The organism is Paraglaciecola aestuariivivens (assembly GCF_052983255.1).
Genome location: NZ_JBRKBA010000001.1, coordinates 485,587 through 499,720, shown reverse-complemented (window position 1 = coordinate 499,720; position 14,134 = coordinate 485,587). Strand labels below are relative to the sequence as shown.

The 14,134-nt window shown below is 41.8% G+C and carries 13 protein-coding genes; 8 read left to right on the top strand and 5 right to left on the bottom strand.

What is annotated here, in order from left to right:
- The first annotated feature begins 168 nt into the window (after positions 1–168).
- Positions 169–1,416 carry a malic enzyme-like NAD(P)-binding protein gene (locus ACVCDT_RS02310; RefSeq protein WP_447131126.1) on the top strand — a complete coding sequence of 416 codons (1,248 nt, stop codon included), beginning with the start codon at positions 169–171 and terminating at the stop codon, positions 1,414–1,416.
- Here ACVCDT_RS02310 and ACVCDT_RS02305 read toward each other — a convergent pair.
- The gene (locus tag ACVCDT_RS02305; RefSeq protein WP_447131125.1) at positions 1,413–2,045 is read right to left on the bottom strand and encodes a YigZ family protein; all 633 of its coding nucleotides are present in this window, start codon (positions 2,043–2,045) and stop codon (positions 1,413–1,415) included. The genes ACVCDT_RS02310 and ACVCDT_RS02305 overlap by 4 nt on opposite strands.
- Before the next feature lie 4 nt (positions 2,046–2,049).
- Positions 2,050–2,925, bottom strand: a complete 876-nt coding sequence (locus ACVCDT_RS02300) for an EamA family transporter (RefSeq protein WP_447131124.1) — start codon at positions 2,923–2,925, stop codon at positions 2,050–2,052.
- A 154-nt stretch (positions 2,926–3,079) separates the two neighbouring features.
- Between ACVCDT_RS02300 and ACVCDT_RS02295 the strand changes: the two genes are divergently transcribed.
- Positions 3,080–3,817: a substrate-binding periplasmic protein gene (locus ACVCDT_RS02295; protein ID WP_447131123.1), complete on the top strand. Its 738-nt coding sequence runs from the start codon at positions 3,080–3,082 to the stop codon at positions 3,815–3,817.
- 34 nt (positions 3,818–3,851) lie between these two features.
- Here ACVCDT_RS02295 and ACVCDT_RS02290 read toward each other — a convergent pair whose 3' ends face one another.
- Positions 3,852–4,556 carry a hypothetical protein gene (locus ACVCDT_RS02290; protein ID WP_447131122.1) on the bottom strand — a complete coding sequence of 235 codons (705 nt, stop codon included), beginning with the start codon at positions 4,554–4,556 and terminating at the stop codon, positions 3,852–3,854.
- A gap of 285 nt (positions 4,557–4,841) precedes the next feature.
- Here ACVCDT_RS02290 and ACVCDT_RS02285 point away from each other — a divergent pair, with 285 nt between their 5' ends.
- The 5 genes from ACVCDT_RS02285 to ACVCDT_RS02265 all read left to right on the top strand — a co-directional run bounded on the left by ACVCDT_RS02285 (position 4,842) and on the right by ACVCDT_RS02265 (position 9,981).
- Positions 4,842–6,890 (top strand): TonB-dependent receptor plug domain-containing protein, encoded by a 2,049-nt coding sequence (locus ACVCDT_RS02285; protein ID WP_447131121.1) that lies wholly within the window; start codon positions 4,842–4,844, stop codon positions 6,888–6,890.
- An 838-nt stretch (positions 6,891–7,728) separates the two neighbouring features.
- The gene (locus ACVCDT_RS02280; protein WP_447131120.1) at positions 7,729–8,064 is read left to right on the top strand and encodes a DUF2314 domain-containing protein; all 336 of its coding nucleotides are present in this window, start codon (positions 7,729–7,731) and stop codon (positions 8,062–8,064) included.
- Between the two features lie 135 nt (positions 8,065–8,199).
- The gene (locus ACVCDT_RS02275) at positions 8,200–9,219 is read left to right on the top strand and encodes a hypothetical protein (RefSeq protein ID WP_447131119.1); all 1,020 of its coding nucleotides are present in this window, start codon (positions 8,200–8,202) and stop codon (positions 9,217–9,219) included.
- Complete coding sequence (locus ACVCDT_RS02270; RefSeq protein WP_447131118.1) at positions 9,216–9,425, top strand: hypothetical protein; 210 nt, start codon at positions 9,216–9,218, stop codon at positions 9,423–9,425. Before ACVCDT_RS02275 ends, ACVCDT_RS02270 begins: the two co-directional genes overlap by 4 nt.
- A 19-nt stretch (positions 9,426–9,444) precedes the next feature.
- Positions 9,445–9,981 (top strand): hypothetical protein, encoded by a 537-nt coding sequence (locus ACVCDT_RS02265; RefSeq protein WP_447131117.1) that lies wholly within the window; start codon positions 9,445–9,447, stop codon positions 9,979–9,981.
- An 82-nt stretch (positions 9,982–10,063) separates the two neighbouring features.
- On the opposite strand, the gene ACVCDT_RS02260 is transcribed toward ACVCDT_RS02265, so the two are convergent.
- Positions 10,064–11,245 (bottom strand): BaiN/RdsA family NAD(P)/FAD-dependent oxidoreductase, encoded by a 1,182-nt coding sequence (locus ACVCDT_RS02260; protein WP_447131116.1) that lies wholly within the window; start codon positions 11,243–11,245, stop codon positions 10,064–10,066.
- 85 nt (positions 11,246–11,330) lie between these two features.
- A complete protein-coding gene (locus ACVCDT_RS02255) occupies positions 11,331–12,650 on the bottom strand; it encodes a hypothetical protein (RefSeq protein ID WP_447131115.1) in 1,320 nt (439 codons plus the stop codon).
- A gap of 219 nt (positions 12,651–12,869) precedes the next feature.
- Here ACVCDT_RS02255 and ACVCDT_RS02250 point away from each other — a divergent pair, with 219 nt between their 5' ends.
- Positions 12,870–14,075, top strand: a complete 1,206-nt coding sequence (locus tag ACVCDT_RS02250) for an acetyl-CoA C-acyltransferase (protein WP_447131114.1) — start codon at positions 12,870–12,872, stop codon at positions 14,073–14,075.
- Positions 14,076–14,134 lie beyond the last annotated feature (59 nt).

Below are 14,134 nucleotides of genomic sequence, written 5' to 3'. Positions count from 1 at the left end.
ATACTTGTTATACAAAAATTCCCGCCTGATCTGATATGTTGAACTGGTACTTGTGTGTTACATTTTTGCAACAAATGTGTTTGTTCGTTGTGCTTTACGGTTTTGCTAACCTAGTCCAATAACGAGCAAACTTGCAGATTGCTTCTTTTTACAAGGACTGACTACATCATGTCTGACTTTCGCCAACAAGCGCTAGATTACCACGCTAAACCTGTACCTGGAAAAATCAGTATAGAATTAACTAAACCAGCTGAAAGCGTGACTGATTTAGCTTTAGCCTATAGCCCAGGTGTAGCAGAGCCAGTACGCGAAATCGCACTGGATCCCGATGCCGCTTATCAATACACGGGTAAAGGAAATTTAGTTGCGGTGATTTCAAACGGCACCGCTATTTTAGGACTAGGCAACTTAGGCCCCCTTGCTTCAAAACCTGTAATGGAAGGTAAGGCGTTGCTATTTAAACGTTTTGCCAATATTGATTCTATCGACATTGAAGTCAACCACCAAAGCACCGAAGACTTTATCAACACAGTGGCCAATATTGCTGATACTTTTGGTGGCATCAATCTTGAAGACATTAAAGCACCAGAATGTTTTGAAATTGAACAAGCCTTGATCAAGCGCTGCAAAGTACCGGTTTTTCATGATGATCAACACGGCACTGCCATAGTCACAGCCGCAGGTATGCTAAACGCCTTAGAAATTCAAGGAAAACAAATTTCAGATGCCACTATAGTGTGCATGGGGGCAGGTGCCGCCGCCACAGCTTGTATGGAGTTATTAGTTAAATGTGGAGCCAAACGCGAACGCATTTACATGCTTGATCGTAAAGGGGTGATACACACCCGCCGAGATGATCTTACTCCGCATAAAGCCTTATTTGCCAATAATACAGATAAACGCACGCTAGAAGATGCACTAGATCAGGCTGATGTGTTTGTTGGTGTATCTGGCCCCAATTTATTGGCCCCCGAATCATTAAAGCTAATGGCCGACAAGCCAATTATTTTTGCATGCTCTAATCCAGATCCCGAAATTAAACCTGAATTAGCTCATCAAGTGCGAGACGATTTAATTATGGCCACTGGCCGCTCTGATTATCCTAATCAGGTTAATAATGTATTGTGCTTCCCCTTTATTTTTCGAGGCGCATTAGACGTAAGAGCCTCGCAAATTAATGATGAAATGAAAATCGCAGCTGTAGATGCCATTCGAGGCATTGCCAAAGAGCCAGTACCCAAAGAAGTGTTAGTGGCTAGCGGGTGCCAGCAGCTAAGTTTTGGTAAAAAATATATTATCCCTAAACCTATGGATCATAGATTGTTGCAACGTGTGGCTAAGGCAGTGGCGCAAGCGGCGATAGACTCAGGTGTGGCTGCCATACCCCAATTACCCAAAGATTATATGGCCAACTAGGGCGAAACAATCGCCTTATTAGGCTCAACAATTTGAATTTGCCCAGATGTAGCATTAGTGACTTGATTAATAAAGTTAGGTTTCTCGGCGCGCGCTATATCTAGGGTGAGTTTAATTTGCTGGGCATAGTCACAAACAATATTATCTGCATCAAAGCTAGCAAGTAGGCGACTGATCACGCCTTCAAATTGATAGTCGTAAGTTAATACTAACTGAGTTCGCACTACTTTAATTACAGTAGGTAAATCGCTTAATACTAAACTAACGGCGTCTGAATAGGCGCGTTGTAATCCTCCAGTGCCTAATTTTGTGCCACCAAAATATCGTACTACTGCCACAACTATATTGCCCAAGCCACTATGACTTAACACTTTTAACATAGGCATTCCGGCCGTGCCGCTAGGCTCACCATCGTCACTCATAGAGCGCAGTGTGGTATCTGGGGCGCCTGCAATATAAGCCCAACACACATGGTTTGCTTGAGGGTGCTTGGCCCGCAAAGATTTAATAAAGTCGTCGGCTTGCTGGCGGGTAGTGACTGGCGCAACAAAAGCCAAAAATTTACTGCGCTTTATTTCTAGCTCTGCTTGCCAATGCTGTTTGGGTAAATAGTAACTTTTATCAATCATTGGATTAGGCCCACATCACTAAAATGGCGGCAACGGCAATAAAGCATAACCCTAGTACTTCATGTTTTTGTACCGAATTTTTTAACCAAAACTTGGCCATAAGCAAAGTGAAAAGTACCTCTAACTGGCCTACAGTTTTTACATAGGCTACATGTTGCAAGGCCATGGCGCTAAACCAACAAATAGAGCCTAAGCAGCTGGTGGCACTGGTTGCTAAGGTGGCTTTAGCATGGATTTTGAGTTTGCTAAAGGTGGCGCGATCCTTTAGAGCAATATAAATCACCAACAAACAGGTTTGAATACACAACACCCATAGCAAAACCCAAGCTGCACTGTGTGGAAAAGGCACAGCTAATAACAAACTAGCCTCTCGCACTAACAAAGAAGTTAAGGCAAAACAGCTGCCACAGGCTAATCCTAATAGTACGGTTTTGAGATTAAGCTGGCCGCGCCTGCTGCTGCCAGACAGTACAAAGACTGCAACACCACCCACTAGTATTCCTAACCAGCCTAACAAGCTTAAATGACTACCAAAAAATATGGTGCCAAATACCCCTGCCACTAAAGCCTCACTTTTGGCTAATCCAGCGCCTACGGCAAAGTTTTTTTGTTTAAACAACTGAACCATTAAGGCGGTTGCCGCAATTTGAGAGATGCCGGCCAAGCTTACATACAGAATGAATTTAACGCTGAATAAAGGAATAATTTGCGCAGACACAGCATATAAAATACCTAAGTAAAGCAGGGCAATAGGCGGCGCAAACAAAAAACGTGCTAAAGTTACCCCTGCTGTGCTCACATGGCTGCTCAGTTGGCTCTGCAGAGCATTACGCAGTGTTTGCATCACCACGGCACCTAAAGTAAAAAACACCCAACTCATGACAGCAACCAAAAAATCTAGATGGGTTGATCATACCTTAAGCCAAACCTAAAGCCTTAAAGGAAAAGCTTATAACCAATATTTTTAAAAATAATAGTAGGAATTTAACTCAGCATTGTTATTGTTAAAAAGGGCATCAAGCATTAGAGGTTTAATGAAAATATTAAGTAGAATTTTAATCGCAGCAACAGGCTTAGTGTATTTGCCCATTGTAAGCGGGAAAATTCTCATTTTAACAGAGCATTTAGCGCCTTTTCAGATTGTAAAAGACAATCAGGTTACTGGGTACGCCACAGATGTAGTGCGAGACACCTTTAAAGGGGCAGGGCTAGACTATCAAATTAAAGTCGATACTTGGACCATGGCCTATTATAGTGCCTTACGAAACCCCAATGCCTGCCTGTATTCCATAGTAAAAACTCACAAAAGAGCGCCATTATTTAATTGGGTGGGCGAGATCCACAAAGTATCACCGGCCTTTTACTCCTTTAAAAAAGACCGAGTGAATCTAAATAGTTTGCAAGACGCCAAACAATATAAAACAGTGATAGTAAAAAATGATGTGGCGCATGATTTTTTAATAGAGAATGGCTTTGAATCGAATTTGCACTATTACGCCGCAGACGACACAAATGCCCAGTGGAAAGTATTAAAATCTTCAAAAAGAGATATGGACTTAATCATCACCAACGATTTAGCCATAGGTTACCGACAACAGTTAAATCAAGATGATTTGGCGGTTGAAAAAGTCATGGATCTAAAGCAGCTCGATCAAAGTTTTCAGCTGGCCTGCAATATTAGCATGGACAAAAAAATTGTAGTTAAGCTTAAGCAGTCATTTCAGCAAGTAGATAAAAACGCCATTCTTAAACAATACATAACTATTGATTAAAACCAGTAAGTAAAAGGTTAATCCTGCTGCTAGTTTAGCCGTAATTTAAAACCGCAAAGGTTAACCACCAATCAGCCTGGAACACAAAGCCGGCAATGCTAAATTGAAATATAAAATAGACTAGCAACCCTATCCAACTGGCTTTATGTACGTTTTTATGGACTAATTTGTCGTAAATAGGCAAGGCCAACATACATAACAACCCTGTTAAGCCGGCCATAGGCCCAACAATTTGTTGCTCTAGTGGGCTATAAAAGGTCAACAACCTATCTGCAATAGAAGTGATTCCAGCAAAGGCAGTTTGATACATAAAACGTAGATGAAAATCTGCTCTGCGGCGGTAGGCTAAAGCTAAAACCAAAAACAACACAAAAGTTGGAATGCTTTGAAATAATCTAAAAGCTGGCCCCACTGCCGCCTGTTCTGACGCAGCAGGCAAAGTATCTAACTGTAAAAACAAACCACTTAACACATTGCCTATAGCAATTAACAAGGCAAATAGGCCAAGTTTACGATGCCAAGCTCTGTTGTTTTGGGTAATTAGCCAAGACTGAAAAATAAATATTGCCAACCACAGCATAGAAAAACTCGCATGCGCATGCAGCCACATGCTTGGTATGTTTAATTCTGCTGTAAACAGTGGCAAAAAATAGCGAGGGGAAAAAGCCAAAATACTCATAACAAACAAAGCTATGCCCATTCTAAACATAAACTTAGCGTCGGCATGAAGTGGATTCATTTTGGCTTCCTTTTTATTTAAGTGTTTATCAAATATAAATCAGCTGAAAATTTAGTCTAAGTCATTTTTGCTTATAAAAACACTCATCTAGCTTGACGGGTTTTGAATGAGAAGTGCTGTTATTCGAACGTCTTAATGCCAAGCTCAGATTACAAAAAGCCAATCATTTAAGCGGGTAAAGCATATGGCGAGTTAAATAGTTGGCAACATAAAAATATTTAAGCGTATTCACTTAACCAGCGTTAACCCCTAAACTATGCCGCTTTATGCATAATAGGGATGAAAATGTTGAATAGGTCTTTAATCGTGGCGCTTGCCATGCTGCTTTTCCCTATAGTTGGTTATGCCACTGACAAAAATCAGCAGCAAGAAAATAATCTAGAACAAAAACACCATGAAGAGCATGAGCATGAGCATGAGCATGAGCATGAGCATGAGCATGAGCATGAGCATGACAAAAAGCCAATCGAAACCATACAAGTTAGAGCCTCACGCTTAGGTCGAATTGTTACTAAGTCGGCCACGCGAACCGAAATTATCAACGGTGAAGAAATCCAAGAAAAAGCCCTAATGCGACCTGGAAATATTTCGATGTTAGTAGCAGAAACAGGCGGGGTTAGAGTGCAAACAACCTCACCAGCCTTAGGCAGTGCCAACATCAGATTGCAAGGATTGTATGGGCGATATACACAGCTATTAAGTGATGGGTTGCCTTTATACGGCGGGCAAACAGCTTCAATTGGCTTGTTACAAATACCTCCTACTGATTTAGCCAATGTTGAAATTATTAAAGGTTCGGCATCTTCATTGTATGGAGGTTCGGCGTTGGGCGGGGTGATTAACTTGATTTCACGCACGCCTTCAGACGAATACCAAGGTGAAGTGTTGCTTAATTTTACCTCTAAAGACGGCCAAGATGTCACCTCGTATTTTGCCTCGCCCTTGACCAATAAGTTAAGTGCATCAGTAACAGCCGGCCTACATCATCAAGCGCAACAAGATTTAGATAACGATGCTTGGTTGGATATGGCCGGTTACCAAAGGCAAAGCCTGCGTCCTCGCTTTTATTGGCAAGGCAATGAGGGAGCCAATCTTTATGTCACTTTGGGCGCTATGTCAGAACAAAGAAATGGCGGCACTGTGGCGGGGGCAAGCTTAACTGATGGCAGTGAGTTTAGCTTAAATCAAGACACCAAAAGAAATGACATAGGATTTATTTACGATCAAGCATTAGGTGAGGTGATGAACATCAATGTGCGTGGCTCGGCTATGGATCAAGATCACCAACATCAATTTGGTAGCCTGTTCGAAAAAGATAGTCATCAAAGCTTTTTAATAGAGTCGAGTTTATCTGGTTACTCCAATAAAACCGCTTGGCTAATAGGAGCGGCATTGCAAACAGAAAAGTTTGATTCAGAAACCTTCGCAGAATTTAATTATGCTTATAAAGTGCCTGGGGTGTTTTCGCAGATTGACTACGATGCCAGTGAACAAATTTCACTGTCTATGTCGGCCCGAACAGACTGGCATAGCGAGTACGGAACCCAAGTTAGCCCGCGTATTTCGTTGTTATACAGCCCAGAAAATTGGACCATTAGAGCAGCCTATGGCCAAGGATATTTTGCGCCGAGCCCCTTTATTGAAGAGATTGATGAAGTAGGCTTATCTCGACTGGCTCCGTTAGAAAACCTAAAAGAAGAGCAAGCCTCTACTGCTTCAATAGATGCGAGTTATGCTATTGGCAATCTAGAATCCAGCGTGACCTTGTTTGCTTCTAATATTAAAAATGTCACCGAATTAGAAAACATAAACAACCCCAACTTATCTGCAGATAAACAAGTACGCCTAGTGAATCTAGCTGGGCAAAGCGAAATACGTGGCGCCGAGTTGTTGCTACGTTATCGTTGGCAAGACATTAAGTTCACTGGTAGCTATTTATATACAGACGCCACTAAAGAGTCTTCAAATGATTTGGGTCGTAAACCCCTAGCACTTACGCCAGAACATTCTGCTGGATTAGTGATTATGTGGGAAGAGCACGGTAGTCACTTACTCGGCTTTGAAGCCTATTATACTGGCACTCAAGCATTAGAAAATAATCCTTATCGCCAGCGCAGCCAAGCCTATTGGCATCTTGGCTTATTAGGCCAAATCACCCTAGGTAAGATCAGTTATTTTGTGAATGCCGAAAACCTACTCAATGTGCGCCAAACCAAAATCGACTCTCTGCTGCTACCTAACCAAACACCAAGCGGACGTTGGACAACAGATATTTGGTCACGTAACGATGGCTTTACCGTTAATGCAGGGTTGCGCTTTCGATTTGGTGATTAAAAAACACCATGCGGCCCATCAACTAAGCTAGGTGCAGCAAGCCTTTTGACCCCTGCTTTAGCTGGTGTACCGGTTTACATAGGCTATACAACAAATTGAATTGTCTCAAACTTGATTCAATCTGCTGATCACTTGAATAAGTCTGAATACTATCAACAGAATTCAATCAAATCTGACAGTCGCAAAGGTGCCAGAAGCGTCATTCCAAACTCGATTGGGAATCTCTGCTTGGTGTCAATTGCGGTCGCTTAGACCCTTACTTGTAACTTAGTCATTACCGCGCAGGCGGTAACCCGCTTCAACACCAGTGAAATAACGTTTATATTAGCACTACAGTCGCTTGTAAAAGGTTCCCGCTTGCGCGCCAATGACGGTGTACTGGATCTCGTAACAGATATCGGACGTTGCACTGGGGTAATTTAAAAAGCACGCTTCGCGCAATCATTCCGCGTGGCGTCCACATGATTGTTTTTCACACAGAATCCCTTCTGTGCGACTCACTTCTTTTCAACAGCCAAAAGAAGTAAGCAAGAAAGGCGGCAAGGAAGTGGCGGAGCCACTAAAACAAGGTGTTAACGGCCAGTCGATTCGGTCAGTTTTGAACAATTCTACTTTGTGCACAACAGGCTCACTTGAGTCGTAATCAGTACTCGGTGTAGCGAGAAAATTTTCTGCACAGGTAAAGCTTCTCCTGTTCCAGCCAGATGTTGTTCAGTTTGTTTTCTGTTAGTGTATGATTTACAAATTGTTTTTTGATATTTATTAGTGCGTCGATACATGGCTATCTCCTACCTTGCAAGGTCTCACTAATAACCTGTTAGGTGTTTTGAGGATTTTGATGATTCTACCAACCTATGACAAAGATCATTATCAATTGGATAATGGAGAAGAATTAAATAAGGAATATCCTGACTCATTCTGGATTCCTGAAAAAGAGGCTAGGGAATCTCTTAAAGTAGGTAATTTGGTAAAATTAATCTTCAGTATGGAAGAAACTGTTGGTTCAGAAGAAATTTCAGTTGAACGTATGTGGGTAGAAATTACAGCCGAACATCCTAATTACTATGAAGGCAAGTTAGATAATGATCCAGGTGGCAGTGATTGTGTGCTTTGCGGACAACTTGTTACTTTTCAATCTTGCCATGTAATCGATATTTACGATGAAAACACCTAACAAAACAATAAACAACATTCGCTTCGCTCATTGGGAAAAAGCCTCGCTGCCGCTTAGCTTTTCCCGTTATTGTAGGCGTTAGCTGCCATAAGCTTTAAGCTTGTGCATTAAATTTTTAAAAAGGATGAAGCTAGATTGGAAGATGCATCGAAGGACTATCAAAATTTCATATTGATAGCGGTAATAGCTATTTGGGCATTTAGCTTTTTATTTGAAAGGTCTAGGTATCTTCATAGGAAGCTATTTAGAAAAGTATTATATGAAAACACAATAGTACGAACCATTAGAAATAGATTTCTACAAGTCTTCCTACCTGGATTAACAGGCGCTTACTTCATTACATTGGATGTCTGGGGTGAACAGTGGGCTATAATAAAGAACCACATAGAGAAGCATGAAATTGCTTTTTCGATACTAATATTTGTATCTTTAACTGCTTTGTTAATTCGAGGGATTGCAGATTGGTACGAGGAAAAATCAGGGGATGCTTACAAAAAGTTTTTGGAAGGCTTTGCATTACTAACTGCAAGAGTAGTCCAAAAGAAGCTTGATCGTTTTAAAGATGAATCTGGCAAGTTGAAGCCAAATGGAAATACATTCATGCAGATTACTCAGCCAAAAGAGCAAATAAATTTGATCTTAGGTGAAATAGAGGCGTTACTACTTAATAACTTTTCTTTAAAACGTAACCAAGTTTGTATAACAATTATGCACAATGACCCGAAGAACAATAATTGGTATTACGAATACGAAACTAATCGAAGTTGGAAACATACGAAAGCTATTAAGCTCATAGAAGGTAAATCAACTGCTGCTGAGTGCCTTAAAATTGGTGAACCAATTTTTCACGCTTGTAAAAGGCAAGCTCATAAAAAGGGTAATTACTTTTTATCCGAACGAGATAATAGAACTGGGAATGGGAGCGTATTTTGCTACCCAGCATTCACTGTCAATAATGACTATAGAGATAACTACATCATTTCGATAGTCACATATGGGCGAAGGCTATGTGATCCTCTAGATGAACAGCAAGCAGACGCAATATCAGAAATTTTTTCAGATATTTGCCGAAGAATAGATTTAGAACTTACACTAAACTCAATTAAAAGATGGCAGTATGAGTTTCACACAAACAAATCTAGGAGTGTGGCATGAACCAAGTCATAAGTTTCTTTATAAAGGCTTTTAGTAATGAGGTATCAAACAAGGAATTAGAGTTAAAAAATGATCGAGAATACGTCATCCACTTTGCAACTTCCTTAAAGAAAGCTCGTGAAGATATTCATGTAACTGATTATTCAGTTAGTAAAGATGAGCAGCTAACAAGCAAATCCAGTGGACTAGCCAAGGCTAGCCGCTGATTTGGGCGTTAGGTTTTCTATGAGTAGATTGGTGCTAATAATTTCGATTTTGGTTTTAACGGCTTGTAGCTCTATGAGAGCAAAAGTTGACTATCCAACACCTAGTGAAAAGTACATTGATATCGAGGGGCGCATTGTTGACTCTTTAACCTACAAAATTAAAGTTCAATATGTAGCTAGAAGTGAATCCAAAGCCTGCAAAAACTACAACTGGTTAGCTGGATTACATGTGTCGCAGTCAACTGAGTTTGCATATCGTCCAACTATTGATGGTGACCGTCACAAGCTACATATACCTTTAAAGGAGCTAGATCCTAGTACTGAATGTAATTGGGAGCCGAATGTTGTCTTTTTGTGTGTCGCAAGCTCAGGAAATGATCCAAGTTCGTGCAGTAGTTTATTCTTCTTACGTGGCCAACATGATAACAACTCAGAGATCAATATTGAGTGTGCTGAATCAGGCTTTTGCTTTAGAGATCCGTTTGAACTTCATACTGAAGATATAAACATCCTAAACAAGGTTTACTCAGTGAATATCAAAGAAAAGAAAACCTAACAAACTGTTTAAAGTGGACAAAATGACGTTGGCTTGGTTTCGCTCCGCTTCACATTTTAGCCAACATAATTTTTCCCATTAATTAAACAACTTGCCCAGCTACCCAACCGCTGCTCCAAGCCCATTGAAAGTTGAAGCCGCCTAGCCAGCCGGTTACATCTACCACTTCGCCAATAAAATATAAACCTTCTACATCTTTGGCCATCATGGTTTTGGATGAGAGTTGGTTAGTGTCTACCCCGCCTAGGGTGACCTCTGCGGTGCGGTAGCCTTCGGTGCCATTGGGTTTAAGTTGCCATTGGTGAAAGGCTTGGGCTGCTTGTTCTAGTTGTTTGCCTTGGTATTGTTTTAACGGTTTATTGTCTATGCCTAAATAAGGCAGCGCAGCTTGTACATAACGTTTTGGATAGTGCGCAGCTAAAGCTGTGCTTAGTTGCGCATCAGGTTGATTTTGTTGCGCTTTTTGTAATTCAGCTAGTAAGTCTCCGTTCGGAAATAAATCAAACTCAACTGCTTGGCCTGGTTGCCAAAATGAAGATATTTGTAATACCGCTGGGCCACTTAAACCCCTATGGGTGAACAATATATTTTCATTAAAACTGGTGTGGTTGCAACTGGCGCTGGCATCAAGTGATATGCCGCTTAGATCGGCAAGTACCTTTTTATCTTGTTCGTGCAAAGTAAAAGGCACTAAACCTGCGCGCGTGGGTTTAACATTTAAACCAAATTGCTCAGCTACTTTATAACCAAAGGGGCTGGCACCTAATTTGGGCATAGACAATCCACCTGTGGCAATAACCAAAGACTCACATTGAAATTGGCCTTTAGCGGTATCTAACAGATAACCCGAGTCGGTTTTCTCTATAGATAAAATTTCACATTGATTGGTCACTGTGACATTAGCTTTTTGGCATTCTGCTAACAGCATATTCAAAATGTCTTTGGCACTGTTGTCGCAAAACAATTGGCCTAAGGTTTTTTCGTGGTAGGCAATGCCGTATTCGGCCACTAAGCCAATAAAGTCCCATTGGGTGTAGCGGCTTAAGGCCGATTTACAAAAATGTGGGTTGTCAGATAAAAAGTTTTCTGGGCCTGCATACATATTGGTAAAGTTACAGCGCCCACCCCCAGACATTAAAATTTTTCCGCCTAATCGTTTGGCATGATCAAGCACTAATACGTTACGGCCACGCTTGCCGGCCTGTGCGGCACAAAACAATCCGGCAGCACCTGCGCCAATAACTATTACATCTGGGTTTTTCAATTTTTGCTCGTTTGGTTCTAGCTAATGAATTCGCGGCGAATTATAAGGCAAATTGCTGAGTTTTTGTGGATAAAAGCCGGTAATTTTATAAAAACATTAATAAGTATGCATCCAACAAAATTAACAGTACCAAGCTATACAGGCCATTCCACTTAAGCCCTAATTGAATGGGCGAAACATTGGCGATTTTGGCCCCTATACGCACCGATGAGGAAGTAGGAGAACTGCCTATAACCGCCGCCCAGGTTACCATTAATACCAAAGCTAAGGTGATTGGCATAGTGGTTAACATAGGGGTTTGCCACAGGGTGCCTGCAACAAAAGTCACTGAAATAATTGGGTTAATATACAGCATAGAGCTGATTACTATTAGCCATGACGCCATGATTAAAATAAGTGGCGCTGAAAGTTCCATGGCTACTAAATGCTGGCTAAACCAAGCAATGTTTAACTGGCTAATTAATAGCTGCCCAATTAACACTGAACTAGTAAAAAAGACTAATTCTGAGCGCTGCGAAGGTAACTGAGTAAACAGTTTCTGGCTAAAGCGGGTTTTAGTTAAAACTAACGCCTGCGAAATACTGGCCTGATGTTTATATTGAAAAAATATCCAGCCACAACTGGTTAAGCTGGCACTAACTAATACCGCAGAAATAACACTTAGCTGAGTGCTGTAAAGTAATATTGCTGACAGCACCACTAGGTTTATCACCACCACAAAAATAGATTTGCACACTCGCAAGTCACTGAGTTTATTGGATAGTTGAGGCACTAAGTGATTTAGGTGTGTGGGAGCTTGAATATGGTCTAGGGCAATGCCAAATATCAGCGCGGCAAAAGTTAAAATTAAGCCATAGGGCAAAATGTCTAGCCATTGCAAATTAGGCATAGTGGTGACCAAAAGGGTAATAGTCACAGTAGTAGGTGCCCACAGAGGAATACTACAAAACCCTCTTAACACTGCCTGCATCATACGCTTTTGCCTAATCTGGCGAATATTGGCATCTAGCTCTGTTGATTGCTCTTGTAAACTGCGTTGTATCATAGTGGCGAATAAACTAATTGCACCCATGCTCATTAATATTCCCAACAAATGACTGGCCACAGTTAACAAAGTGTAGCGCCTAGTGGGTTGTTGTTGTAACAGCGCTTGACCAGTTAAATACACAGACTTTGAGGTTAAGGCCGCTTCTTTTAACAGATGGAGCGCCATGAGAAAAAAAGCAAAAAATGCCACACTGCTACACATGAATAACAGCTGTTCGCTACTGATAAAACCTAAAGGTAACAACAGCGCCACTAAGCTCGCCGCAATCAGGGCCAGTATCTTGCTGGCAGTTTCTAGTTGTGGCCATTCAATAAGAGTAAAAATCGCTATGAATAACACAGCCATTTGGGCAGGCATTAAATAGCCACCAACTTGGCTAAAGAGCGTGGCAAAAAACACACAAACTAATAGCAGGGGAGACAGCCAAACAGGGCATTTAAACATTAGGGTAACGCAGGTACATGGCAAAAAAATTTACTTTTAAGAATATGCCTAAATGATAGCATGAGCTTAATCGCGCCTACACTCTTGTGTAATTTGTAAGGTAAAACCGCTACTTAATAAAAAGGACAAGCCATGCAACACGCCTACATATACGATGCTACCCGCACCGCCTTTGGCCGCCATGCTGGGGTGTTATCTAGTGTGCGCCCCGATGATCTGCTTGCGCATGTGATTAAAACGCTAGTAGAGCGTAATGCTTTTGATTTGGCATTGTACGAAGATGTAATAATAGGCAACACCAATCAATCGGGCGAAGACAGCCGCAATATTGCGCGTACTGCGGGGTTATTGGCTGGCCTTCCTATAGACACCGGGGGCATTACGCTTAATCGTTTGTGTGGCTCAAGTTTGGCAGCGGTATTAGATGCATCACGCTGCATTAAAGCAAACGAAGGTCAGCTGTTTATTGCTGGTGGAGTAGAGTCTATGAGCCGCTCCCCCTATATTTTACCTAAAGCCACTCATGCCTTTGCCCGTAATCAACAATTAGTAGACAGCACCTTAGGTACAAGATTTCCTCACCCCCGAATCAATCAGCAGTTTGGCGCGCACAGCATGCCTGAAACGGCCGATAACATAGCCAAGCACTTAGGTATTGCCAGACAAGACTGCGATCACTTTGCACTAGCCTCACAATCGCGTTACGCCAAGGCTCTGCAAGCAGGCTTTTTTAAAGATGAAATTTCGCCCATTGCAGTCGCCCCTAGTAAAAAACACAGCAGTATTTTAGTGACAGAAGACGAACAACCTCGGCCTTCTACCACCCTAGCTAGCCTAGCAAAGCTCTCGCCTTTATTTGATGGGGTGGTAACTCCAGGCAATGTGTCGGGCATTAACGATGGGGCGGCTGCTGTGATTATTGGTAATCAACGAGTAGGCCAAGCAGCGGGTATAGCAGCGCGCGGTAAGATCATTGCAGGAGCCATTGCAGGGGTGCAACCTAGCCTAATGGGGCTAGGGCCAGTACCGGCTATTCATAAAGCATTAGCTAGAGCTGAATTGAGCTTAGCGGATATGGACGTAATCGAAATTAACGAAGCCTTTGCCGTGCAAGTGTTAGGGTGTTTGCAGCAACTTGGGCTAGATTTTGATGACCAAAGAGTTAACCCTAATGGTGGCGCGATTGCCTTAGGTCACCCGCTTGGTGCCAGTGGTGCCCGTATTTTGTTAACTGCCTTAAATCAGCTCGAACATACTGCAAAACGTTATGCCTTAGTGACTATGTGTATAGGTATGGGGCAGGGGATCGCTGTGGTTTTAGAACGAGTAGAAAATTAACACTAAACAGGTTAACGTAGTTTAATTATGCGGCATAAAGCTGATTATGCTCACCCATT

Bases quoted from the DNA above. Each gene is read 5' to 3' on its own strand.
- ACVCDT_RS02310 (WP_447131126.1), top strand. From the start codon at position 169: ATGTCTGACTTTCGCCAACAAGCGCTAGATTACCACGCTAAACCTGTA.
- ACVCDT_RS02305 (WP_447131125.1), bottom strand. From the start codon at position 2,045: ATGATTGATAAAAGTTACTATTTACCCAAACAGCATTGGCAAGCAGAG.
- ACVCDT_RS02300 (WP_447131124.1), bottom strand. From the start codon at position 2,925: ATGAGTTGGGTGTTTTTTACTTTAGGTGCCGTGGTGATGCAAACACTG.
- ACVCDT_RS02295 (WP_447131123.1), top strand. From the start codon at position 3,080: ATGAAAATATTAAGTAGAATTTTAATCGCAGCAACAGGCTTAGTGTAT.
- ACVCDT_RS02290 (WP_447131122.1), bottom strand. From the start codon at position 4,556: ATGAATCCACTTCATGCCGACGCTAAGTTTATGTTTAGAATGGGCATA.
- ACVCDT_RS02285 (WP_447131121.1), top strand. From the start codon at position 4,842: ATGTTGAATAGGTCTTTAATCGTGGCGCTTGCCATGCTGCTTTTCCCT.
- ACVCDT_RS02280 (WP_447131120.1), top strand. From the start codon at position 7,729: ATGATTCTACCAACCTATGACAAAGATCATTATCAATTGGATAATGGA.
- ACVCDT_RS02270 (WP_447131118.1), top strand. From the start codon at position 9,216: ATGAACCAAGTCATAAGTTTCTTTATAAAGGCTTTTAGTAATGAGGTA.
- ACVCDT_RS02265 (WP_447131117.1), top strand. From the start codon at position 9,445: ATGAGTAGATTGGTGCTAATAATTTCGATTTTGGTTTTAACGGCTTGT.
- ACVCDT_RS02255 (WP_447131115.1), bottom strand. From the start codon at position 12,650: ATGCCTGCCCAAATGGCTGTGTTATTCATAGCGATTTTTACTCTTATT.
- ACVCDT_RS02250 (WP_447131114.1), top strand. From the start codon at position 12,870: ATGCAACACGCCTACATATACGATGCTACCCGCACCGCCTTTGGCCGC.